Genomic DNA, 21,275 nt, shown 5'->3' on the forward strand with positions numbered 1-21,275 from the left:
ATGGCGAAGAAGGCCCTGATCGCAAAGGCCGAGCGTAAGCCGAAGTTCGGCGTCCGGGGTTACACCCGGTGCCAGCGCTGCGGTCGCCCGCACTCGGTGTACCGCAAGTTCGGCCTGTGCCGTGTCTGCCTCCGTGAGATGGCACACCGCGGCGAGCTGCCGGGCGTGACCAAGAGCTCCTGGTAGTCCAGGCGCCCACGGCACACCATCGATGAGCAGCGTGCCCGGCCCCCGCACTTTTGGGCTTCCGTTCGGAATCCCGTAAGGTGGTGGGGTCGGGCCCCTGCCGCGGCATCTCCATGGATGCTCGCGGCTCTCTAGTGAGGGCTCACACCCATGTCTTACTACGTCGCAGGTCCCCTGCGTTTGTGCCCCTTCCGCACTCCCCGTGAGTGCGGCAGGGGGACCTGGCGCGGAGAAACCACGGCGGGAGAGGCCTGAGGCCACCATGACCATGACCGACCCCATCGCAGACATGCTCACCCGTCTGCGTAACGCCAACTCGGCGTACCACGACTCCGTCGTGATGCCGTCGAGCAAGATCAAGGCGCACGTCGCCGAGATCCTGCAGCAGGAGGGTTACATCTCCTCCTACCAGGTCGAGGACCCCACCGAGGGCGAGGTCGGCAAGAAGCTGACCATCGAGCTCAAGTTCGGTCCCAACCGCGAGCGTTCCATCGCCGGCATCAAGCGCATCAGCAAGCCGGGTCTGCGTGTGTACGCAAAGTCCACCAACCTGCCGAAGGTTCTCGGCGGCCTGGGCGTGGCGATCATCTCCACGTCCTCCGGCCTCCTGACCGACAAGCAGGCCGCCAAGAAGGGCGTAGGCGGAGAAGTTCTCGCCTACGTCTGGTAATTCGGGAAACGGAGGTACAGCAATGTCGCGCATTGGACGGCTGCCCATCCCGGTTCCCGCCGGCGTGGACGTCACCATCGAGGGCCAGGCGGTCTCGGTGAAGGGCCCCAAGGGCTCGCTCACCCATGTCGTCGCCGCGCCGATCGAGATCGGCAAGGACGAGGACGGCAAGCTGATCGTCTCGCGTCCGAACGACGAGCGTCAGTCGAAGGCCCTGCACGGCCTGAGCCGCACGCTGGTGGCGAACATGATCACCGGCGTGACCGCGGGCTACCGCAAGTCGCTCGAGATCAGCGGTGTTGGTTACCGTGTCGCGGCGAAGGGCTCCGACATGGAGTTCTCGCTCGGCTACAGCCACCCGATCCTCGTCGAGGCCCCGGAGGGCATCTCCTTCGTCGTCGAGACGCCCACCAAGTTCCACGTGGACGGCATCGACAAGCAGAAGGTCGGCGAGGTCGCTGCCAAGATCCGCAAGCTTCGCAAGCCCGACCCGTACAAGGCCAAGGGCGTCAAGTACGCGGGCGAGGTCATCCGCCGCAAGGTCGGAAAGAGTGGTAAGTAAGCGATGAGCGTCTCTGTCAAGATCGGCAAGGGCAACGCCTACAAGAACGCCGCCCGCAAGCGCCGCGCCATCCGCGTTCGCAAGCGCGTCGTCGGCACCGAGGTGCGTCCGCGCCTCGTCGTGACGCGTTCGAACCGTCACATGGTCGCCCAGGTCATCGACGACGCCAAGGGTTACACCCTGGCGTCGGCGTCCACCCTCGACGTGTCCATCCGTGGCACCGAGGGCGACAAGACCGAGCTGGCCAAGAAGGTCGGGAGCCTGGTCGCCGAGCGCGCCAAGGCCGCCGGCATCGAAGCGGTCGTCTTCGACCGCGCGGGCAACCGGTACGCCGGCCGCATCGCCGCCCTGGCGGACGCGGCCCGTGAGGCCGGGCTCGACTTCTAAGCCGCTCGTCGGCTCTGTCGACGGACGTAAACGAGAGAGGTAATTCCAATGGCTGGACCCCAGCGCCGCGGTAGCGGCGCCGGCGGTGGCACCGGCGGCGAGCGGCGCGACCGTAAGCGTGACGACCGGGGCAACGCCCCCGCCGTCGAGAAGACTGCTTACGTCGAGCGTGTCGTTGCGATCAACCGTGTCGCCAAGGTAGTCAAGGGTGGTCGTCGTTTCAGCTTCACCGCGCTGGTCGTGGTGGGCGACGGTGACGGCACCGTGGGTGTCGGTTACGGCAAGGCGAAGGAGGTTCCGGCCGCCATCGCCAAGGGTGTTGAGGAGGCCAAGAAGAGCTTCTTCAAGGTCCCCCGTATCCAGGGCACCATCCCGCACCCCATTCAGGGCGAGAAGGCGGCCGGCGTCGTGCTGCTGAAGCCGGCGTCCCCCGGTACCGGCGTCATCGCCGGTGGCCCGGTGCGTGCCGTCCTCGAGTGCGCCGGCGTCCACGACATCCTGTCGAAGTCGCTCGGCTCGGACAACGCGATCAACATCGTGCACGCCACGGTGGCTGCTCTGAAGGGCCTCGTGCGCCCCGAGGAGATCGCGGCCCGTCGTGGTCTGCCGCTGGAGGACGTGGCTCCCGCCGCTCTGCTGCGGGCCCGCGCGGCTGGGGTGAGCTCCTGATGGCTCGCCTCAAGGTCACGCAGACCAAGTCCTACATCGGTAGCAAGCAGAACCACCGTGACACCCTGCGTTCGCTCGGCCTCAAGCGGCTGAACGACACCGTGGTGAAGGAGGACCGCCCGGAGATCCGCGGCATGGTCCAGACCGTTCGTCACCTCGTCACGGTCGAGGAGGTGGACTGACATGGCGGACTCGCCGATCAAGATCCACAACCTGCGGCCCGCCCCCGGCGCCAAGACCGAGAAGACCCGTGTGGGTCGCGGTGAGGGTTCCAAGGGTAAGACCGCCGGTCGTGGTACCAAGGGCACCAAGGCCCGTTACCAGGTTCCGCAGCGCTTCGAGGGTGGCCAGATGCCCCTCCACATGCGCCTGCCGAAGCTGAAGGGCTTCAAGAACCCGGCCCACAAGCAGTTCCAGGTCGTGAACCTGGACAAGCTGGCCGAGCTCTACCCGAACGGTGGCGAGGTCACCGTGGTCGACCTGATCGCGAAGGGCGCCGTTCGCAAGAACGAGCTCGTCAAGGTCCTCGGCCAGGGCGACATCGCCGTGGCGCTGCAGGTGACGGTCGACGCCGTCTCCGGCTCCGCCGCGGAGAAGATCACCGCCGCAGGCGGCACCGTCACCGAGCTCCTCTGAACTCGTTGACCCCAGCGGGCCCGCACCTCTTCCGGGAGGTGCGGGCCCGCTGCTTTTCCGGCGGCTCCGGGAAAACTGACGTGTGCTCAACACCGGCCAAAACCGGGCATCCCGGCTCGCGGCCGGGGGATGGCGCCCTGACGCGCTTCTCCAGCGTCGCCGCACACTGTTAGAGTCCGTGGAGTTCCCTTGTACGCTGCGGCACAGGCATGTCTGTGCAGGCGCACGGGAGCCGAGAAGGACCCACCCCCCCATCAGGACCGACCCTCCCGCCGACGACGTGCGGGAGGCGCAGGAGGCACCGTGCTCAGTGCGTTCGCGCGGGCGTTCCAGACGCCCGACCTGCGCAAGAAGCTGCTGTTCACGCTGGGCATCATGGTGCTGTTCCGGCTGGGCGCACACGTTCCCATTCCGGGCGTGAACTTCGTGGCCGTCAACCAGTGTCTCAAGGACACCTCGTCCAACAGCCTGTTCGGCCTGGTCAACCTGTTCAGCGGCAACGCGCTGCTGCAGCTGACGATCTTCGCGCTCGGCATCATGCCGTACATCACGGCCAGCATCATCCTCCAGCTCCTCACGGTCGTGATCCCGCGACTCGAGGCGCTGAAGAAGGAGGGCCAGGCCGGCACCGCGAAGATCACCCAGTACACCCGTTACCTGACCATCGCGCTCGCCGTGCTCCAGGGCACCGGCATCGTCGCGACGGCCTCCAGCGGCGCGCTGTTCTCGGGTTGCTCCGTGGCCGGCGATGTCGTGCCGGACACCGGCGTCTTCCGGGTGGCCACCATGGTCATCACGATGACCGCCGGCACCACGGTGATCATGTGGCTCGGCGAGCTCATCACCGACCGCGGCATCGGCAACGGCATGTCCATCCTGATCTTCACCTCCATCGCGGCCGGCTTCCCCGGCTCGATGTGGGCGATCAAGCAGTCCGGCACCATCGGCGGCGGCTGGGTGGAGTTCTTCAGCGTCATCGCGATCGGCATCGTGGTCGTCTGCCTCGTCATCTTCGTCGAGCAGGCCCAGCGCCGGATCCCGGTCCAGTACGCGAAGCGGATGATCGGGCGCCGCGCCTTCGGCGGCACCTCGACCTACATCCCGTTGAAGGTCAACCAGGCGGGTGTGATCCCGGTCATCTTCGCCTCGTCGCTCCTCTACATCCCGGCCCTGCTGGTGCAGCTCACCAACAGCAACTCCGGCTGGGCCGGCTGGATCCAGAAGAACTTCGTCAAGGGTGACCACCCGGTCTACATGGCGACCTACTTCGTCCTCATCGTCTTCTTCGCCTTCTTCTACGTGGCCATCTCCTTCAACCCCGAAGAAGTTGCGGACAATATGAAGAAGTATGGTGGGTTCATCCCGGGCATCCGGGCCGGCCGACCGACGGCCGAGTACCTGAACTACGTGCTCACCCGCATCACGTGGCCAGGATCGCTCTACCTGGGCCTGATCGCGTTGATCCCGATGATCGCCCTGGTTGCCTTCAACGCGAACCAGAACTTCCCGTTCGGCGGCACCAGCGTGCTCATCGTCGTCGGCGTCGGACTCGAAACTGTGAAGCAGATCGAGAGCCAGCTCCAGCAGCGTAATTACGAAGGGTTCCTCCGCTGATGCGTATCGTCCTCGTCGGACCTCCCGGGGCCGGGAAGGGTACTCAGGCGCACGTGCTCGCCAAGACCCTGTCCATCCCGCACATCTCCACCGGTGACCTGTTCCGCGCCAACATCAGCCAGGGCACCCCTTTGGGGCTCGAGGCCAAGGCGTACATGGACGCAGGCCGACTGGTACCGGATGAGGTCACCATCGGCATGGCCAAGGACCGCATGCTGCAGCCGGACGCCGCCAACGGCTTCCTGCTCGACGGCTTCCCGCGGAACCTCGGCCAGGCCAAGGCTCTGGACGAGATCCTCGCCGAGGAGGGCATCGCCCTCGACGGCGTTCTCGACCTGGAGGTCCCCGAGGACGAGGTCGTCAAGCGCATCGCCGGTCGCCGGCTGTGCCGCAACAACGGCAGCCACGTGTTCCACGTGGTGTACAACCAGCCCACCGCCGAAGGTGTCTGCGACGAGTGCGGCGGCGAGCTGTACCAGCGCTCCGACGACACCGAGGAGGCCGTGCGGGTCCGCCTGGAGGAGTACCACTCCAAGACGGAGCCGATCATCGGCTACTACGAGGAGCAGGGCCTGCTGGTCACCATCTCCGCCCTCGGCAAGGTGGACGAGGTGACCGAGCGCGCTGTCTCCGCCCTGGAGCAGAAGAAGAGCGCCTGAGACGGTCCGCAACGGCCGGGAAGCCCCACTCGCGGGGCGTCCCGGCCGTTGCGGCGTCGTACGGTGGTAACGAGTGCACGGCCGCCCGGCAAGGACCGGGCGGCGTCCGACAGTGGAAGGCGTGACCAGATGGTGGAGATCAAGACCCCCGAGCAGATCGCGAAGATGCGGGCGGCCGGGCTGGTCGTCGCCGAAGCGCTCAAGGCCTGCCGGGAGGCGGTCGTCCCGGGCGTCACCACGCAGGAGCTCAACGACATCGCGGACAAGGTCATCACCGACCACGGCGCGACCTCGAACTTCCGGGCGCACCACGGGGGCCTCTGGTTCCCCGGTGTGATCTGCGCCTCGGTGAACAACGAGATCGTCCACGGCATCCCCGGCGAGCGGGTGCTGCAGGAGGGCGACCTCGTCTCGATCGACTGCGGGGCCATCCTCGACGGCTGGCACGGCGACGCGGCCATCACCGTGGGGGTGGGCGAGGCCGCGGCGGAGCACACCCTGCTGAGCCGGGTCACCGAGGGCTCCATGTGGGCCGGCATCGCCCAGATGAAGAGGAACAACCGGCTGGTCGACGTCTCCAAGGCGATCGAGGGCTTCATCCGCCGCCAGCCGCTGCCCCCCAAGGGCAAGTGGGGCATCGTGGAGGGCTACGGGGGCCACGGCATCGGCACCGCCATGCACATGGAGCCGCACGTGCTCAACTACGTCGCGGGCCGCGGCAAGGGCCCCAAGCTGATCCCCGGCACGGTGCTCGCGATCGAGCCGATGGTGACGCTCGGCACCCCGCACTCCGCCGTGCTGGAGGACGACTGGACGGTCGTCACCAACGACGGCACCTGGGCCTCGCACTGGGAGCACTCGGTGGCCGTCACCGAGCAGGGCCCGCTCGTGCTGACCGCCTTCGACGGCGGCCGCGCGGAGCTGGCCAAGTACGGCGTGGTGGCCGCGCCGGACCCGCTGGGCTGAGCCGGTCGGCCGGCAGGACGTCCGAAGGGCCTGGAGGTTTCGCTCTCCAGGCCCTTTGTCCTATTTTTATCGGCGGACAGCGATCGGTGGACAGCGCGGCCACGCGTGGCGACGAAGGAGAAGAAGAGTGTTCAAGGGGTTCCGGGACTTCCTGATGCGCGGCAACGTCATCGACCTCGCGGTCGGTGTCGTGATCGGCGCCGCCTTCACCGGTGTGGTGACCGGCTTCGTCTCCGCCTTCCTCACCCCGCTGGTCGGTGTGGCGGTGGGCGCGGCCGGCGACTTCGGCGGCAAGAAGGCCCACCTGGGCGGGGTGGAGTTCCCGTACGGGCAGTTCCTCAACGCGATGATGGCCTTCGTGCTGACCGCCGCGGTCCTGTACTTCTGCGTGGTGCTGCCGGTGACGAAGGCCACTGCGCGGTACCTGCCGAAGAAGCCCGCCACGCCGAAGCGGCCCTGCCCGGAGTGCCTGACGGAGATCCCGCAGGCCGCCAGCCGCTGCTCGGCGTGCACCGCCCAGGTGCAGCCCGTCGCGGCGCTGCCGCTGCAGCACCGGGCGTGACCGTCCGAGCCGTTTTGGCGTCCGCTTGGGGGCTGTCGTAGACTGATGCGTCGGCTCACTCGTAGCGTGCTTCGGCACGTCCTCTTCCCGATCGGGATCCCGCAAGGGCATTCTCCGGCAGGGGTGGGGTGGACCCAGGCTCGCACGAGCGTGCCGCATGCGGTAGCCGGCCCCGGAAGGTGGATCTCGCAGTTCATGGCAAAGAAGCAAGGCGCCATTGAGATCGAGGGCACCGTGATCGAGTCTCTTCCGAACGCCATGTTCAAGGTCGAGCTGCAGAACGGTCACAAGGTCCTCGCGCACATCAGCGGAAAGATGCGGATGCACTACATCCGGATCCTCCCGGACGACCGGGTCGTGGTGGAGCTCAGCCCCTATGACCTGACGCGTGGCCGGATCGTTTACCGCTACAAGTAAAGACCCGTCAGATCGAGACCCGGAGAACCTGAACGATGAAGGTCAAGCCGAGCGTCAAGAAGATCTGCGACAAGTGCAAGGTGATCCGCCGTCACGGCCGGGTCATGGTGATCTGCGACAACCTGCGCCACAAGCAGCGCCAGGGCTGACGCTCTCCAGCATTTCTCGTAGTACTTCGCGCGACGCGCAACAACGTCATACGCGGGCTGCCCGATCCGTCCCCAGGGGACGGACTGCCACCCCCGGTCAGAGGCCGGGGCTCCCTCGCCGAGAGGCGACGGAGTAGGCGGCACGCAAGACCTCTGAAGAACCACAGGAGCCATGAATGGCACGCCTTGCCGGCGTTGATCTCCCCCGCGAGAAGCGGATCGAGATCGCCCTCACCTACGTGTACGGCATCGGTCGCACCCGCGCCGAGCAGACTCTTGCCGAGACCGGGGTGAACCCGGACGTCCGCGTCCGCGAGATCACCGAGGAAGACCTCGTCAAGCTGCAGAAGTACATCGACGCGAACTTCGAGGTGGAGGGTGACCTCCGCCGTTCGGTGGCCGCCGACATCCGCCGCAAGGTCGAGATCGGCTGCTACGAGGGTCTGCGTCACCGTCGTGGCCTGCCGGTGCGCGGTCAGCGCACCCACACCAACGCGCGTACCCGCAAGGGCCCGCGTCGCGCGATTGCCGGCAAGAAGAAGCCGGGCAAGAAGTAGTCCGTCCCGTCACCGGACATCCCTCCGGCCCGCGGGTTAGCGGACCGACCACCTCAGTAGGAGAACAGACTTATGCCCCCCAAGGGTCGTCAGGCTGCCGGCGCGAAGAAGATCCGCCGCAAGGAGAAGAAGAACGTCGCCCACGGGCACGCTCACATCAAGAGCACGTTCAACAACACCATCGTTTCGATCACGGACCCCGCGGGCAACGTGATCTCCTGGGCCTCTGCCGGCCACGTCGGCTTCAAGGGCTCGCGCAAGTCCACCCCGTTCGCCGCGCAGATGGCCGCCGAGTCCGCCGCGCGTCGTGCGCAGGAGCACGGCATGCGCAAGGTCGACGTCTTCGTGAAGGGTCCGGGCTCCGGCCGCGAGACCGCGATCCGCTCGCTCCAGGCCACCGGCCTGGAGGTCGGCTCGATCCAGGACGTCACCCCCACCCCGCACAACGGCTGCCGTCCGCCGAAGCGCCGCCGCGTCTGACGCGGTGCCTTCGGGCACGCGGGTGATGTAAACCTCGTACGGGGTCCTGCTTCGCGCAGGACCCCGTACGCTTGGTCCTGTCGGCATCAAATAGTGGGTGCCGAAGACAATTGGAGGAACACCTCTCATGCTGATCGCTCAGCGCCCCTCGCTGACCGAAGAGGTCGTCGACGAATTCCGCTCCCGGTTCGTGATCGAGCCCCTGGAGCCCGGCTTCGGCTACACCCTCGGCAACTCGCTCCGCCGCACGCTCCTCTCCTCGATCCCCGGTGCCGCCGTCACCAGCATCCGGGTCGACGGTGTCCTGCACGAGTTCACCACCGTGCCGGGCGTCAAGGAGGACGTCACCGACCTCATCCTCAACATCAAGCAGCTGGTCGTCTCCTCGGAGCACGACGAGCCGGTCGTGATGTACCTGCGCAAGCAGGGCCCGGGTGTGGTCACCGCCGCCGACATCGCGCCCCCGGCCGGTGTCGAGGTGCACAACCCCGAGCTCGTCCTCGCCACGCTCAACGGCAAGGGCAAGCTGGAGATGGAGCTGACCGTCGAGCGCGGTCGCGGCTACGTCTCCGCCGTGCAGAACAAGGCCTCCGGCCAGGAGATCGGCCGCATCCCGGTCGACTCGATCTACAGCCCCGTGCTGAAGGTCACCTACAAGGTCGAGGCCACCCGAGTCGAGCAGCGGACCGACTTCGACAAGCTCATCGTCGACGTCGAGACGAAGCCCGCCATGCGCCCCCGTGACGCCATGGCCTCGGCCGGCAAGACCCTGGTGGAGCTGTTCGGTCTCGCCCGCGAGCTGAACATCGACGCCGAGGGCATCGACATGGGCCCGTCCCCGACGGACGCCGCCCTGGCCGCCGACCTGGCGCTGCCGATCGAGGAGCTGGAGCTCACCGTTCGGTCGTACAACTGCCTCAAGCGCGAGGGCATCCACACCGTGGGTGAGCTCGTCGCCCGCTCCGAGGCCGACCTGCTCGACATCCGCAACTTCGGTGCGAAGTCGATCGACGAGGTCAAGGCGAAGCTGGCCGGCATGGGCCTGGCCCTCAAGGACAGCCCGCCCGGGTTCGACCCGACCGCCGCCGCCGACGCCTTCGGCGCCGACGACCTGGACGACCAGGGCTACGCGGAGACCGAGCAGTACTAAGAATTTGGGGTCGGGGGCGGTCCTCGCGGATCGCCCCCGCTTCGATGCCAAGCCGTCCGGGCACAGTGCCCGGACGCCCGCTGCGGTACCTGATACGGCCGTAGTCGGAGATCCAAGGAGTCATCCATGCCGCGTCCCACCAAGGGTGCCCGCCTCGGCGGCGGCCCGCACCACGAGCCGCTGCTGCTCGCCGGTCTGTGCCGGGAGCTGTTCCAGTACGGCCGCATCACCACGACCGAGGCCAAGGCCCGTCGGATGCGCCCGCTGGCCGAGAAGCTGATCACCAAGGCGAAGAAGGGCGACATCCACAACCGTCGCCTCGTCCGCAAGACGATCACCGACGTCTCCGTGCTGCACACCCTCTTCACCGAGATCGCGCCGCGCTACGAGAACCGTCCCGGTGGCTACACCCGCATCACCAAGATCGGCGGCCGTCGCGGCGACAACGCGCCGATGGCCGTGATCGAGCTGGTCGAGGGCGAGATCGCCACCAAGGCGACCGTCGCCGAGGCCGAGGCCGCCGCCAAGCGCGCGGTCAAGGAGTCCGACGCCAAGGTCGAGGAGACCAAGGTCGAGGAGACCAAGGCCGACGAGGCCGAGGCCGCGGAGACCACCGAGGCCTGACGCCGCCAGGTGTCACACCCGGGCCCGCCCTCCCCATCCGTGGGGAGGGCGGGCCCGAGCAGTTCCCGCAGGCCGTTCCTCCCGGCCGCCGATCTCCCGGCCGCCGCCGGCCGTTCCCCCAGGAGCAGATGTGGTCAACGACTGTGCCGAGCCGGCCCCCGTCAAGGACGGACCGGCCGACGGGTACCGCCGGATCAGGTTCGACCTGGCCTACCACGGTGCCGAGTTCTCCGGCTGGGCCCGCCAGCGCGGCCGGCGCACCGTGCAGGAGGAGATCGAGAGCGCCCTGCAGATCGTCACCCGCAGCGCCCTCCCGTTCGCACTGACCGTCGCCGGCCGCACCGACGCCGGCGTGCACGCCCGCGGCCAGGTCGCCCACGTCGACCTCCCCGAGGACCTCTGGGCCGAGCACGGCGAGAAGCTGCTGCGCCGCCTCGCCGGCCGCCTGCCGGCCGACGTCCGGATCCACCGGGTCTCCGAGGCCCCGCACGGCTTCGACGCCCGCTTCGCCGCCGTCTGGCGCCGCTACGCCTACCGGGTCGCCGACCAGCCCGGCGGCGTCGACCCGCTGCTGCGCGGCCACGTGCTCTGGCACGACCGCCCGCTCGACGTCGACCGGATGAACGAGGCCGCCCGGCTCCTGCTCGGCGAGCACGACTTCGCCGCGTACTGCAAGAAGCGCGAGGGCGCCACCACCATCCGCACCCTGCTCGAACTCCGCTGGGACCGGGTGCCCGTCGACCCGTACGCCGCCCAGGAGGGCACGCTGGCCGTCGCCACCGTGCGCGCCGACGCCTTCTGCCACAACATGGTGCGCTCGCTCGTCGGCGCCATGCTGCTGGTCGGCGACGGCCACCGGTCGCCGGAGTTCCCCGGCGAGGTGCTGGCCGGACGGGTGCGCAACTCCGCCGTCAACGTCGTCCGCCCGTACGGGCTGACGCTGGAGGAGGTCGGCTACCCCGCCGACGACCTCCTCGCCGAGCGCAACCGGGCCTCCCGCCGGATGCGCACCCTGCCCGGCCAGGACTGACGCCCGGCCGGAGCGGGCGCGCAATAACGGTTTGGGATCCGGGCCGCCCGCTTGGCACAATCCGGGCCATGGGACACGTCGAGATTTCACACCTTGAGTACTACCTGCCCGACGGGCGGGTGCTGTTCGACGACGCGTCCTTCCGGGTCGGCGAGGGCGCCGCCGTCGCGCTGGTCGGCGCGAACGGCGCCGGCAAGACCACGCTGCTGCGCATGATCGCCGGGGACGTCCAGCCGCACGGCGGCACCGTCACGGTCACCGGCGGCCTCGGCGTGATGCGCCAGTTCGTCGGCACGACCGGCCGCGAGGACACCCGCGACACCCCGGGCGCCCTGCCCGCCGACGCCTCCGTCCGCGACCTGCTGGTCTCCGTCGCCCCCGCCCGGATCGCCGTCGCGGCCCGCGCGGTCGACGCCGCCGAGCTCGCGATGCTCGCGCAGGACGACGAGAAGACCCAGATGCGGTACGCGCAGGCGCTCGCCGACTGGGCCGACGCCGACGGCTACGACTACGAGACCACCTGGGACGTCTGCACCACGGCAGCGCTCGGGATGCCCTTCGACCGGGCGCAGTTCCGCGGCCTCAACACCCTCTCCGGCGGCGAGCAGAAGCGCCTCGTCCTGGAGGCGCTGCTGCGCGGCCCCGAGGAGGTGCTCCTGCTCGACGAGCCGGACAACTACCTCGACGTGCCGGGCAAGCGCTGGCTGGAGGAGGCGATCAAGGCCACCGGCAAGACCGTGCTCTACATCTCGCACGACCGCGAGCTGCTCTCCCGCACCGCCGAGAAGATCATCAGCGTCGAGACCGGCGCGGCCGGCTCCAGCGTCTGGGTGCACGGCGGCGGCTTCGACTCCTTCCACGACGCCCGCCGCGCCCGCTTCGAGCGCTTCGAGGAACTGCGCCGCCGCTGGGACGAAGAACACGCCAAGCTCAAGAAGCTCGTCGTCAACCTCCGCCAGGCCGCCGCGGTCAGCCACGAGATGGCCTCCCGCTACGCCGCCTCCCAGACCCGGCTGAAGAAGTTCGAGGACGCCGGCCCGCCCGAGGCGCCGCCGCGCGAGCAGTCCATCACCATGCGGCTCAAGGGCGGCCGCACCGGCGTCCGCGCCTTCACCATGGAGAAGCTGGAGCTCAGCGGCCTCATGAAGCCCTTCGACCTGGAGGTCTTCTACGGCGAGCGGATCGGCGTGCTCGGCTCCAACGGCTCCGGCAAGTCGCACTTCCTGCGGCTGCTGGCCGGCGACGGCACCGTGAAGCACGGCGGCAGCTGGAAGCTCGGCGCCCGCGTGGTGCCCGGGCACTTCCGGCAGACCCACGCCCACCCCGAGCTGATGGGCCGCACCGTCCGCTCGATCGTCGAGGAGGAGCACGCGCTCAGCCGCGGCGCCGCGATGGGCGCACTGCGCCGCTACGAGCTCGACCGCCAGGAGGAGCAGAAGTTCGAGTCGCTCTCCGGCGGCCAGCAGGCCCGGCTGATGATCCTCAAGCTGGAGCTCTCCGGCGTCACGGCGCTGCTGCTGGACGAGCCGACGGACAACCTGGACCTGGAGAGCGCCGAGGCGCTGCAGCAGGGCCTGGAGGCCTTCGACGGCACCGTGCTGTGCGTGACGCACGACCGGTGGTTCGCCCGGACCTTCGACCGCTTCCTGGTCTTCGGCTCCGACGGGCGCGTGTACGAGTCGCCGGAACCGGTCTGGGACGAGACGCGCGTCGTACGCGACCGCTGAGCGTTTTTGACCCTTCGCGGAGCGCCCGGTAGGCTGGGCGCTTGTTGTGCGTATTGGCTCGCTCCATCTCACGTGAGAGGTCGGTACGCCGGAGACTGCCCGGTCGATGACCAGCGGCTCGCCCCTGAATTGCGTCCAGGGGTGACCAGGCTGATCACGTCGGCCAGGTGCTCCTGTCAGGACCCACTCACTGAAAAGCGAAGGCTACGACCGTGCGTACGTACAGCCCCAAGCCCGGCGACGTCCAGCGTCAGTGGCACGTCATCGACGCGTCCGACGTCGTGCTCGGCCGCCTGGCCTCCCAGGCCGCCAACCTCCTCCGGGGCAAGCACAAGGCGATCTACGCGCCGCACGTTGACACCGGTGACTTCGTCATCATCATCAACGCCGACAAGGTGCACCTCTCGGGTAACAAGAAGACCCAGAAGCTGGCCTACCGCCACAGCGGCTTCCCGGGCGGTCTCCGCTCGGTCCGCTACGACGACCTCCTCGCGAAGAACCCGGAGAAGGCCGTCGAGAAGGCCATCAAGGGCATGATCCCCAAGAACAGCCTGGGCCGTCAGATGCTCTCGAAGCTGAAGGTCTACTCGGGCGACCAGCACCCGCACGCTGCGCAGCAGCCGGTGCCGTTCGAGATCACCCAGGTCGCGCAGTAATTTCGGCCACCCCACCACATCACTGATTTACAGCAGGAGCTGAGGAACACCGTGGCCGAGACTGCCATCGAGAACACCCTCGAGGTCGAGTTCGACGAGAACGAGAACGTCGAAGAGTACACCTCGGAGACCGAGTACACCTCCGAGTCCCTGGCCGGCCGCTTCGGCGAGGCCGTCCCCGGCGCCGGCCTCGGCCGCCGCAAGGAGGCGATCGCCCGCGTGCGGATCGTCCCGGGCACCGGCAAGTGGAAGATCAACGGTCGCACCCTGGAGAACTACTTCCCCAACAAGGTGCACCAGCAGACCGTCAACGAGCCGTTCAAGCTCCTTGAGCTCGACGGCCGCTACGACGTCGTGGCCCGCATCGCGGGTGGCGGCACCTCCGGTCAGGCCTACGCGCTGCGCCTCGGCGTGGCCCGCGCCCTGAACGAGGCCGACGTGGACAACAACCGCGCCGCCCTCAAGAAGGCCGGCTTCCTGACCCGTGACTCGCGCGCCGTCGAGCGCAAGAAGGCCGGTCTCAAGAAGGCCCGCAAGGCGCCGCAGTACAGCAAGCGCTAATTGCACCCCGGGGGTGCGTGCCGCTCCGGTGGTACGCATCCCGGTGCAACCCGTACGCCCCGGAGTACCTCGTGTACTCCGGGGCGTCGTGCTCTCCCGCCGGTGCGGACGGCGGGACGGCGATGGACATCGAGCAGGGCGACTTTTAGGACGGAACAGTGGGACGACTCTTCGGTACGGACGGGGTACGCGGTGTGGCCAACGAGGGCCTGACCGCCGAACTGGCCCTCGGCCTGTCGGTCGCCGCGGCGCATGTGCTCGGTGACGCCGGCGCCTTCGACGGGCACCGGCCGGTCGCCGTGGTGGGCCGCGACCCGAGGGCCTCCGGAGAGTTCCTGGAGGCCGCGGTCATCGCCGGCCTGGCCAGCGCCGGCGTCGACGTCCTGCGGGTCGGCGTGCTGCCCACCCCGGCCGTCGCCTACCTCACCGGCGCCCTCGGCGCCGACTTCGGCGTGATGCTCTCCGCCAGCCACAACGCGATGCCCGACAACGGCATCAAGTTCCTCGCGCGCGGCGGCCACAAGCTCGACGACGCCATCGAGGACGCCATCGAGGAGCACTACCACCGCTACGGCGTCGGCACCGACGAGGACTGGAAGCGCCCCACCGGCGCCGCCGTCGGCCGCGTCCGCCAGTACACCGAGGGCTTCGACAAGTACGTCGCCCACCTCGTCGCCGTCCTCCCGAACCGGCTCGACGGCGTGCGCGTCGTCATCGACGGCGCGCACGGCGCCGCCGCCCGGGTCGCCCCCGAGGCCTTCGCCCGCGCGGGCGCCGAGGTCGTCTACACCCTGGGCGCCGAGCCGAACGGCCTCAACATCAACGACGGCGTCGGCTCCACCCACCTCGACAAGCTGCGCACCGCCATGCGCGAGCACCGCGCCGACCTCGGCATCGCCCTCGACGGCGACGCCGACCGGTGCCTGGCCGCCGACGCCGACGGCAACGAGGTCGACGGCGACCAGATCATCGCCGTCCTCGCCCTCGCGATGAAGGAGGCCGGCACGCTGCGCGGCAACACCGCGGTCGCCACCGTGATGTCGAACCTGGGCTTCAAGCTGGCGATGGAGCGCGAGGGCATCGACCTGGTGCAGACCGCCGTCGGCGACCGGTACGTGCTGGAGGCGATGAAGCAGCAGGGCTTCGCCCTCGGCGGCGAGCAGTCCGGGCACGTCATCCTGCTCGACCACGCCACCACCGGCGACGGCACCCTGACGGGTCTGATGCTGGGCGCCCGCCTCGCCGCGACCAAGCAGCCGCTCGCCGACCTCGCCGCCGTGATGACCCGTCTGCCGCAGGTGCTCGTCAACGTCAAGGGCGTCGACCGCACCCGGGTCGCCAGCTGCGTCGAGCTCAACGCCGCCGTCGCCGCCGCGGAGGCCGAACTCGGCGCCACCGGACGGGTGTTGCTGCGCCCGTCGGGCACCGAGCCGCTCGTCCGCGTCATGGTCGAGGCCGCCGACGAGACCCAGGCCCGTGATGTCGCGGACCGCCTCGCCGAGGCCGTCCGCACGTATCTGGGCTGAGCTGTCGGGGGATTCCCGCCGGTGCGGTGATCCCCCGACATGCCGTCAGTGGACGTCCGGGGACTTCTTCTTCACCGGTATCCAGACCTGGTAGAAGCCGTCGCCGTAGCTGTTGTGGTACGGCAGGCTGACCAGCAGGCGGTAGGTGCCCTCCACGCGCAGCTGCTGGGTCAGCTTGTCGTCCAGGGGCCTGGTGACGGTGCGGTCGAAGACGATGATGTCGAAGTACCGGTCCTTCAGGGCGGCGCGGAACCCGGCCTCCCCGGTGAGGATCTTCTTCTCCTGGGTGCGGTAGCTGATCGTGTAGGTCGATGTCCACTGCTCGAACGCGACGTCGTCCCGCAGGTAGTAGCGAGGCGCGGAGTTGGCTTCGACGAGGTAGTGCCCGTCGGGCACGAGCTGCTTGCGCACGGTGCTGACCAGCGCCTCGGAGTTCGGCCAGGCGTGGTACAGGTCGGCCGACTGGACCATGCCGAGGACCAGCATCGCCACCCATGCCAGGATGCCGAGCTGCGGGTGGCGGAAGTGCGAGCCGACGATGCGGGTGATGCCGATGGCCGCCATCGGAGCGGCGAACAGCAGACCGTAGCCGATGTGCTTGTGCAGCGAGACCGGCTCCCGCAGGTAGATCTGGTAGACCGGTGCCAGCAGGGCGGTGCCGGTCAGCAGCAGGCCGATGAGGGCCCGCCAGAGCCTGCGCGGCACGCGGACGGTGACGAGGAGCGGTGCCTCGTTCATGCGGCCCTTCCAGGCGTACAGCAGACTGCCGGTGACCGCGAGGGCGAAGAGCAGGCCGCCCCACTCGGCGCAGTCGCGCAGCATGTCCACCGGTACACCGTGGCCCGCAGCACGTTCCGTGGTGGTGCTGCGCAGACCTTCCAGGACGTTGGAGCCGCTGAGCCTGAGCGCGCCGTACGTGGCGCCGACCGCGACGCCCGGGATGAGGACCAGTCGCGACAGCGACCACCAGGCGTGGTACGGCACGGCGGCGAGGACGGCGAGGAGGACGACGGCCGGGGCGTACATCAGGGCGGCGTACTTCACCGCAGTGGCCAGGACCAGGATCGGCGGGATGGTGAGGGCGCAGAGCCAGGCACGGTTCCGGGCGGTGCGGACGGCCAGCCACGCCGCGACGGCCGTCAGGCAGAGGGCCATGGCGTCGTACGTGGCCAGCGCGCCGAGGAAGAGCGTGGACTGGGTCACCGCGAAGCAGGCGGCGGCGACGAGGCCGACCCGCTCGTTGAAGAGCCGCCGCGCCAGCATGTACAGCAGCGTGGTGGTGGCGAGCATGAAGACGAGCGACAGGGCCCGTGCCCCGGAGAGCCCGAGCAGGTTGTCGACGGCGGCCGCCAACGGCGGGTAGAGCAGGGGCGATCCGGAGAAGTAGGCCGCGAAGGAGGCCGGCGGCGGGGGCCCTCCGTGCATGTGGTCGAGCTGCAGGTGACCGGCGTAGAGGTAGAGCGCCTCGTCCTCGAAGGCGCTGTTGCCCAGCCGGAGCGTGAGCAGGCTCTGGGCGACGAGGATGCCGACCATCAGCACCCTGCTGAGCCATGCGCGGCGGCTGCTCGGCAGTGGATCCCAGCCGACGTCGGGCACGGGGGGGAGCACGTATCCCGGACCCGGTTCCTGCTTCGGGACGTCCGCCTGCTCGGGCTCCCGGAACATCTGCTGGTCGTCGAACCAGCTGAAGGAGTGGTCCTGGGGCGCGGCGGATGCCTGGCCGGGAATGAAGGTGTCTCGCTGATGCGTCATCAGGGATTTCTCGGGTCGAAACCGTAGGCCGCGTCGGCGGCCCTGAGCTTGAACTGGGTGAGAGTGGTCGGGGCCTTCTCCAGGCGCCAGTCGGCCCGCTTGGTGATGTTGAACCAGATGAGTCCGACGATGTCCTCGCGCTTCTCCACGCCGGAGAAGAGTTCGTCGACGAAGGCGGGGGCCCGCTTGCCCGGTTCGGCCGCGGTCTCGCTGATCACGAGCGGCTTGGCGCTGAAGGTGCGGATCTGGGTCATGGTGGGGCCGTACAGCCCCTCGAAGGTGCGGTCGCAGCACTGGGTCCAGTAGCCGACCATGCCGACCCAGTCCACGTACCCGTCACCGGGGTAGTAGGGCTTCAACGGGATCTTGGGCACGGGGTTGACGATGTTCGGACTCCACACCCAGATCACGTTGCTCGCGCCGCGGTCCTGGAAGATGTCGTGGATCCGCCGCCAGGCCTTGACGAAGTCCTCGGGGCTGTTGGACTTGGTGCCCCAGTCGTACCAGTGGCCGTTCATCTCGTGCGCGAAGCTGATGGCGACCGGGACCTTCGCCTTCTGGACGGCCGAGGCGAAGTTCTTGACGTAGGCGTCCGAGGAGCCGCCGGCGATGTCGGCGAGGGGGGTCTTGAACGGTTCCCAGGCGATGTACGGGAGGGCACCGTTCTGCCAGCTCAGCCGGCTGCCTGCGGCGTCGAACTGGTCGCCCCAGGCCGCGTAGTTCTCGATGATGTTGGGTTGTTTGCCCACCATCGCCGTGTACGACTTCACCGGGTCCATGGAGGCCGGGGCGCCGTCGAGCGCCACGCCGAGGTACTTCTTCGACGGTTGCAGGAGGGGGGTGATGTCCACCGCGTCCTGCGGCTTGCCCGCGGCAGGGGCTTCCTGGACGGCCCCCGCGTCGAGTGCCTCGCGGGGGTTCCCCGCGGACGCCGGGCGGTCGCAGCCCGCGAGTGCGGTGAGGGCCACCGCCAGGACGAGCCCCGCGGCCTTCGCTCGGAGCGACGGGAGCAGGCTCATGTGACCTTCTCGCTTCGGGGTTGGATGAGGGTGCGGCCGACGACCAGGGCGTAGAAGAGGCCGGATGCCAGGACGACCGCGAAGTCCGGCGGGTACAGGGTGGCCATCCGCCAGACCGAGAGTCCGACCCACAGCATCGCCGTGCCGCCGCCCCAGGCCCAGAGGCCGATCCAGAGCCGGCGGGTCCTGTTCTTCTTCGCGCCGGTGGAGCCGGTGGGCTGCCAGGCCATCCGCTTGCGGCGCACGATGTCCCAGATCGCGAAGAAGTGGGCCCAGCCGTACATCATCCGGCAGGACCACGCCTCCAGCCGGTAGGGGACCTTGTGCCACATGGGGAAGATCATGGTGGTGTAGAGCAGGCTGGGCAGGATCAGCCACAGCCGGTCGACGAGGAACGTCTCCGGGAGCCAGAGCAGCAGTGACAGCGGGATGACGGGTGCCAGGAAGATGAACAACGCCGTGTGGATGTAGTAGAAGAAGCCGGACATGTAGCAGAGCCGGCTGCTCCAGCGCAGCTTGGTGTCCCAGAACTTCTTGCTGCCGAGCAGGCTCATCGAACCGGAGCACCAGCGGTACTGCTGGTTGTAGAAGGCGCCGGCGGTGTCCGGGCAGACCCCGGTGGCGAGTGCGAGCGGCACGTACTTGAGGTTCCAGCCCAGCCGGCGGAGGTCGAACCCGGTGTGGACGTCCTCGGAGTGCTCGATGAGTGTCGTCCCGCCGTTGTCGTCGAGCGCGGCCCTGCGGTAGACGGCACAGCTGCCCACGCAGATGGCGCCGTCCCTGCTCTGCCGGGAGACCTGGACGGACCGGTAGAAGAGTTCCTGCACGGCGCCGGCGCCGCGCTCGATCCAGTTCTGGGAGTCGAGCACCCGGAAGTACTGCGGGGACTGCACGATGCCCAGCCGCGGATCGGCGGCCATGTGCGGGAGCAGTTCCTGCAGGAGGTCTGCGCGGGGGGTGAAGTCCGCGTCCAGGACGAGGATGAACTCGCCGTCGGAGTTCGCGAACCCGTAGTGCAGGTTGCCGGCCTTCTTGAACCAGCCGCGATCAGGCCGGGTGCCGTAGCGGAAGCCGAAATCGGCTGCCATGGCGGCGAGTTCCGGGCTGTCGGAGTCGTCGAGCACGTACGGCCGGCAGATGCCCGGGTACTGGTCGGCGAGGATGCGGACGTGTGACCAGGTGTTGTGCAGCACCTCGATGGGTTCGCCGCACACCGGGAGGAAGACGTCGATGCTGGGATAGGTGTCCGGGCGCCAGGTGCGTACGAGTCTGCGGTGACCCTTCGCGTCGAAATCGCCGGTGAATCCGGTCACCTTCAGCGAGATGAGGTAGTAGACGATGGTGAACGCGAGGAACGGTGCGTACGCCCAGAGCCAGGGGGTCGCCGCCACCAGGCCGACCTGGCTGACGGTCAGGCAGGAGAAGCTGATGAGGGAGGCTGCCGAGAGCACCCAGAGGTGCCGCTTGGCGTAGGAGTGCTTCTCGAGGTCGTCCGGAGGCCGTGGCAGGAGTCCCAGCTGTGGAGCGGCGGTCTCGGACCTGCGCCTCCGTCCGCGGGCGGGTGCTGAGCGACGCCCGGTGCCGTGCGCGGAATCGGTACTGCTGGACAAGATTTCCCCCAGGCCCGGTGGTGTGACCGTCCGGGCGGATCTGCCGGTTGTCGTGCGGACGAAGTGCCCCGGGGATTTTATAGGACGCCAACGGTGGCCCTTGAAGGCCCGTGTGACGGTTGAATCACGAAGGCCGGGGCCCCCGATCCCGAACCGGGGCAAAGGGGGCAGTGGGCGGGCAGGGCGGTTCGGCCGGGTGGAAATGCCCTAGCATTCCGCCACATGAGCGATGGGACGGGTGCACCGCAGACGCCGAACACTCCAGGGGGACAGCCGCCGCAGCCGTTCGGCGTCCCGCAGCAGGGGGGGAATCAGCCGGGAGCCGGCTCCCCTCCGCCCTTCCAGCAGCCCCAGTGGCCGCCGGTGCACCACATGCTCCCTCAGCCCGCCGAGCCCGACTGGCAGCTGCTGGCGCAGCAGCACGAGGAGCGGGCGAAGCGCCGGCGCCTCCTCATCGGTGTGGGCGTCGGTGCAGGCGTCCTCGTCCTGGGGGGAGGTGCCGTTGCCGCGGTCCTGCTGACCCGGGGCGGCGACCCGGCGCCGACTTCGACGGCGTCCGCGAGCGCTTCGCCCGGCAAGGGCTCCCCTTCGCCCGCACCTGTGTCCAGCGCGCCGCTCAAGCCCGCCGTGTCCGCCAACCAGCTGTTCGGCAAGGCCGCCTTCGACCTGGGCGGTCACAACTACGTCCGGAAGACCGTCATCACGGACATCCCGTGCTGGAAGGCGTCGGCCTTCGGCCTCGGTGACGTGCTGACCGCGAACAACTGCTCCCAGGTCATGCGGGCCACCTATTTCTCGGGCAGCACGGCGATCACCGTGGGCGTCGCCGTGTTCAAGAGCGAGGCCGAGGCGCGCAAGACCGAGAACGCCTTCAAGGGGCAGATCCAGTCGCTGGACGGCAAGGACGGCGTCAACAAGTTCTGCCGCAACGTGGCCTGCCCGACGACGCATGCCGTCACCGGCCGCTACGTCTACCTCACGGTGGCAGGACCGCTCAACGGGTCGGCCGGGGACCAGAACCCGATCGCGCGGACGGCGGGGCAGGAGCTGGCAACGTACTTCGGCGAAGCCCTCGCCAAGGACGCCGGCGCAGACAAGGGCTGACG

General features: G+C 68.8%; 26 protein-coding genes. 23 read left to right on the forward strand and 3 right to left on the reverse strand.

Translation table 11 applies throughout. From position 1 onward, the window contains the following. The 22 genes from SNE206_RS11055 to glmM all read left to right on the forward strand — a co-directional run bounded on the left by SNE206_RS11055 (position 1) and on the right by glmM (position 15,788). Complete coding sequence (locus SNE206_RS11055) at positions 1–186, forward strand: type Z 30S ribosomal protein S14 (RefSeq protein ID WP_037575347.1); 186 nt, start codon at positions 1–3, stop codon at positions 184–186. 262 nt (positions 187–448) lie between these two features. Further along, complete coding sequence (gene rpsH / locus SNE206_RS11060) at positions 449–856, forward strand: 30S ribosomal protein S8 (RefSeq protein ID WP_407913008.1); 408 nt, start codon at positions 449–451, stop codon at positions 854–856. A gap of 22 nt (positions 857–878) precedes the next feature. Then, the gene (gene rplF, locus SNE206_RS11065) at positions 879–1,418 is read left to right on the forward strand and encodes a 50S ribosomal protein L6 (RefSeq protein WP_407913009.1); all 540 of its coding nucleotides are present in this window, start codon (positions 879–881) and stop codon (positions 1,416–1,418) included. Positions 1,419–1,421: 3 nt separating this feature from the next. After that, the gene (gene rplR / locus SNE206_RS11070) at positions 1,422–1,805 is read left to right on the forward strand and encodes a 50S ribosomal protein L18 (protein ID WP_407913010.1); all 384 of its coding nucleotides are present in this window, start codon (positions 1,422–1,424) and stop codon (positions 1,803–1,805) included. 48 nt (positions 1,806–1,853) lie between these two features. Then, positions 1,854–2,474, forward strand: a complete 621-nt coding sequence (gene rpsE, locus SNE206_RS11075) for a 30S ribosomal protein S5 (protein WP_405012897.1) — start codon at positions 1,854–1,856, stop codon at positions 2,472–2,474. Continuing rightward, positions 2,474–2,656: a 50S ribosomal protein L30 gene (gene rpmD, locus SNE206_RS11080; RefSeq protein WP_057231310.1), complete on the forward strand. Its 183-nt coding sequence runs from the start codon at positions 2,474–2,476 to the stop codon at positions 2,654–2,656. The genes rpsE and rpmD overlap by 1 nt, the downstream gene beginning before the upstream one ends. Position 2,657: 1 nt before the next feature. Beyond that, positions 2,658–3,110 carry a 50S ribosomal protein L15 gene (gene rplO / locus SNE206_RS11085; RefSeq protein WP_407913011.1) on the forward strand — a complete coding sequence of 151 codons (453 nt, stop codon included), beginning with the start codon at positions 2,658–2,660 and terminating at the stop codon, positions 3,108–3,110. Between the two features lie 303 nt (positions 3,111–3,413). Then, complete coding sequence (gene secY / locus SNE206_RS11090) at positions 3,414–4,724, forward strand: preprotein translocase subunit SecY (protein WP_407913012.1); 1,311 nt, start codon at positions 3,414–3,416, stop codon at positions 4,722–4,724. Then, positions 4,724–5,383, forward strand: a complete 660-nt coding sequence (locus SNE206_RS11095; RefSeq protein ID WP_407913013.1) for an adenylate kinase — start codon at positions 4,724–4,726, stop codon at positions 5,381–5,383. The genes secY and SNE206_RS11095 overlap by 1 nt, the downstream gene beginning before the upstream one ends. Before the next feature lie 129 nt (positions 5,384–5,512). Further along, on the forward strand, positions 5,513–6,349 hold the full coding sequence (gene map, locus SNE206_RS11100; RefSeq protein ID WP_407913014.1) for a type I methionyl aminopeptidase: 837 nt from the start codon (positions 5,513–5,515) through the stop codon (positions 6,347–6,349). Positions 6,350–6,476: 127 nt separating this feature from the next. Further along, positions 6,477–6,911, forward strand: a complete 435-nt coding sequence (gene mscL / locus SNE206_RS11105) for a large conductance mechanosensitive channel protein MscL (RefSeq protein ID WP_407913015.1) — start codon at positions 6,477–6,479, stop codon at positions 6,909–6,911. Between the two features lie 195 nt (positions 6,912–7,106). Next, positions 7,107–7,328 (forward strand): translation initiation factor IF-1, encoded by a 222-nt coding sequence (gene infA, locus SNE206_RS11110; protein ID WP_003956442.1) that lies wholly within the window; start codon positions 7,107–7,109, stop codon positions 7,326–7,328. 35 nt (positions 7,329–7,363) lie between these two features. Then, positions 7,364–7,477, forward strand: a complete 114-nt coding sequence (gene rpmJ, locus SNE206_RS11115) for a 50S ribosomal protein L36 (RefSeq protein WP_003956441.1) — start codon at positions 7,364–7,366, stop codon at positions 7,475–7,477. Between the two features lie 176 nt (positions 7,478–7,653). Further along, the gene (gene rpsM / locus SNE206_RS11120) at positions 7,654–8,034 is read left to right on the forward strand and encodes a 30S ribosomal protein S13 (RefSeq protein WP_407913016.1); all 381 of its coding nucleotides are present in this window, start codon (positions 7,654–7,656) and stop codon (positions 8,032–8,034) included. 72 nt (positions 8,035–8,106) lie between these two features. Continuing rightward, entirely contained in the window at positions 8,107–8,514 is a 408-nt protein-coding gene (gene rpsK / locus SNE206_RS11125; protein ID WP_253797211.1) for a 30S ribosomal protein S11, read from the forward strand. A gap of 127 nt (positions 8,515–8,641) precedes the next feature. Continuing rightward, on the forward strand, positions 8,642–9,664 hold the full coding sequence (locus tag SNE206_RS11130; RefSeq protein WP_100889786.1) for a DNA-directed RNA polymerase subunit alpha: 1,023 nt from the start codon (positions 8,642–8,644) through the stop codon (positions 9,662–9,664). 126 nt (positions 9,665–9,790) lie between these two features. Continuing rightward, complete coding sequence (gene rplQ, locus SNE206_RS11135; protein WP_407913017.1) at positions 9,791–10,288, forward strand: 50S ribosomal protein L17; 498 nt, start codon at positions 9,791–9,793, stop codon at positions 10,286–10,288. Positions 10,289–10,418: 130 nt separating this feature from the next. Further along, entirely contained in the window at positions 10,419–11,318 is a 900-nt protein-coding gene (truA, locus tag SNE206_RS11140) for a tRNA pseudouridine(38-40) synthase TruA (RefSeq protein ID WP_407913018.1), read from the forward strand. A 68-nt stretch (positions 11,319–11,386) separates the two neighbouring features. Continuing rightward, positions 11,387–13,045: an ABC-F family ATP-binding cassette domain-containing protein gene (locus SNE206_RS11145; RefSeq protein ID WP_407913020.1), complete on the forward strand. Its 1,659-nt coding sequence runs from the start codon at positions 11,387–11,389 to the stop codon at positions 13,043–13,045. Between the two features lie 212 nt (positions 13,046–13,257). After that, on the forward strand, positions 13,258–13,701 hold the full coding sequence (gene rplM / locus SNE206_RS11150; protein ID WP_405012907.1) for a 50S ribosomal protein L13: 444 nt from the start codon (positions 13,258–13,260) through the stop codon (positions 13,699–13,701). Positions 13,702–13,752: 51 nt separating this feature from the next. Continuing rightward, positions 13,753–14,262, forward strand: a complete 510-nt coding sequence (gene rpsI, locus SNE206_RS11155) for a 30S ribosomal protein S9 (protein ID WP_407913021.1) — start codon at positions 13,753–13,755, stop codon at positions 14,260–14,262. Between the two features lie 158 nt (positions 14,263–14,420). Further along, positions 14,421–15,788: a phosphoglucosamine mutase gene (gene glmM, locus SNE206_RS11160; RefSeq protein ID WP_407913022.1), complete on the forward strand. Its 1,368-nt coding sequence runs from the start codon at positions 14,421–14,423 to the stop codon at positions 15,786–15,788. A 45-nt stretch (positions 15,789–15,833) separates the two neighbouring features. Here glmM and SNE206_RS11165 read toward each other — a convergent pair whose 3' ends face one another. Genes SNE206_RS11165 through SNE206_RS11175 form a run of 3 tightly spaced genes read right to left on the reverse strand, consistent with a single transcriptional unit; the run spans position 15,834 to position 20,010 of the window. Continuing rightward, positions 15,834–17,540 carry an ArnT family glycosyltransferase gene (locus SNE206_RS11165; protein WP_407913023.1) on the reverse strand — a complete coding sequence of 569 codons (1,707 nt, stop codon included), beginning with the start codon at positions 17,538–17,540 and terminating at the stop codon, positions 15,834–15,836. Further along, entirely contained in the window at positions 17,540–18,559 is a 1,020-nt protein-coding gene (locus SNE206_RS11170; RefSeq protein ID WP_407913024.1) for a glycoside hydrolase family 26 protein, read from the reverse strand. Before SNE206_RS11170 ends, SNE206_RS11165 begins: the two co-directional genes overlap by 1 nt. Further along, positions 18,556–20,010: a glycosyltransferase family 2 protein gene (locus SNE206_RS11175; protein WP_407913136.1), complete on the reverse strand. Its 1,455-nt coding sequence runs from the start codon at positions 20,008–20,010 to the stop codon at positions 18,556–18,558. Before SNE206_RS11175 ends, SNE206_RS11170 begins: the two co-directional genes overlap by 4 nt. 531 nt (positions 20,011–20,541) lie before the next feature. On the opposite strand from SNE206_RS11175, the gene SNE206_RS11180 reads away from it, so the two are divergent. After that, entirely contained in the window at positions 20,542–21,273 is a 732-nt protein-coding gene (locus SNE206_RS11180) for a hypothetical protein (protein ID WP_407913025.1), read from the forward strand. Positions 21,274–21,275 lie beyond the last annotated feature (2 nt).

The organism is Kitasatospora sp. NE20-6 (assembly GCF_045862635.1).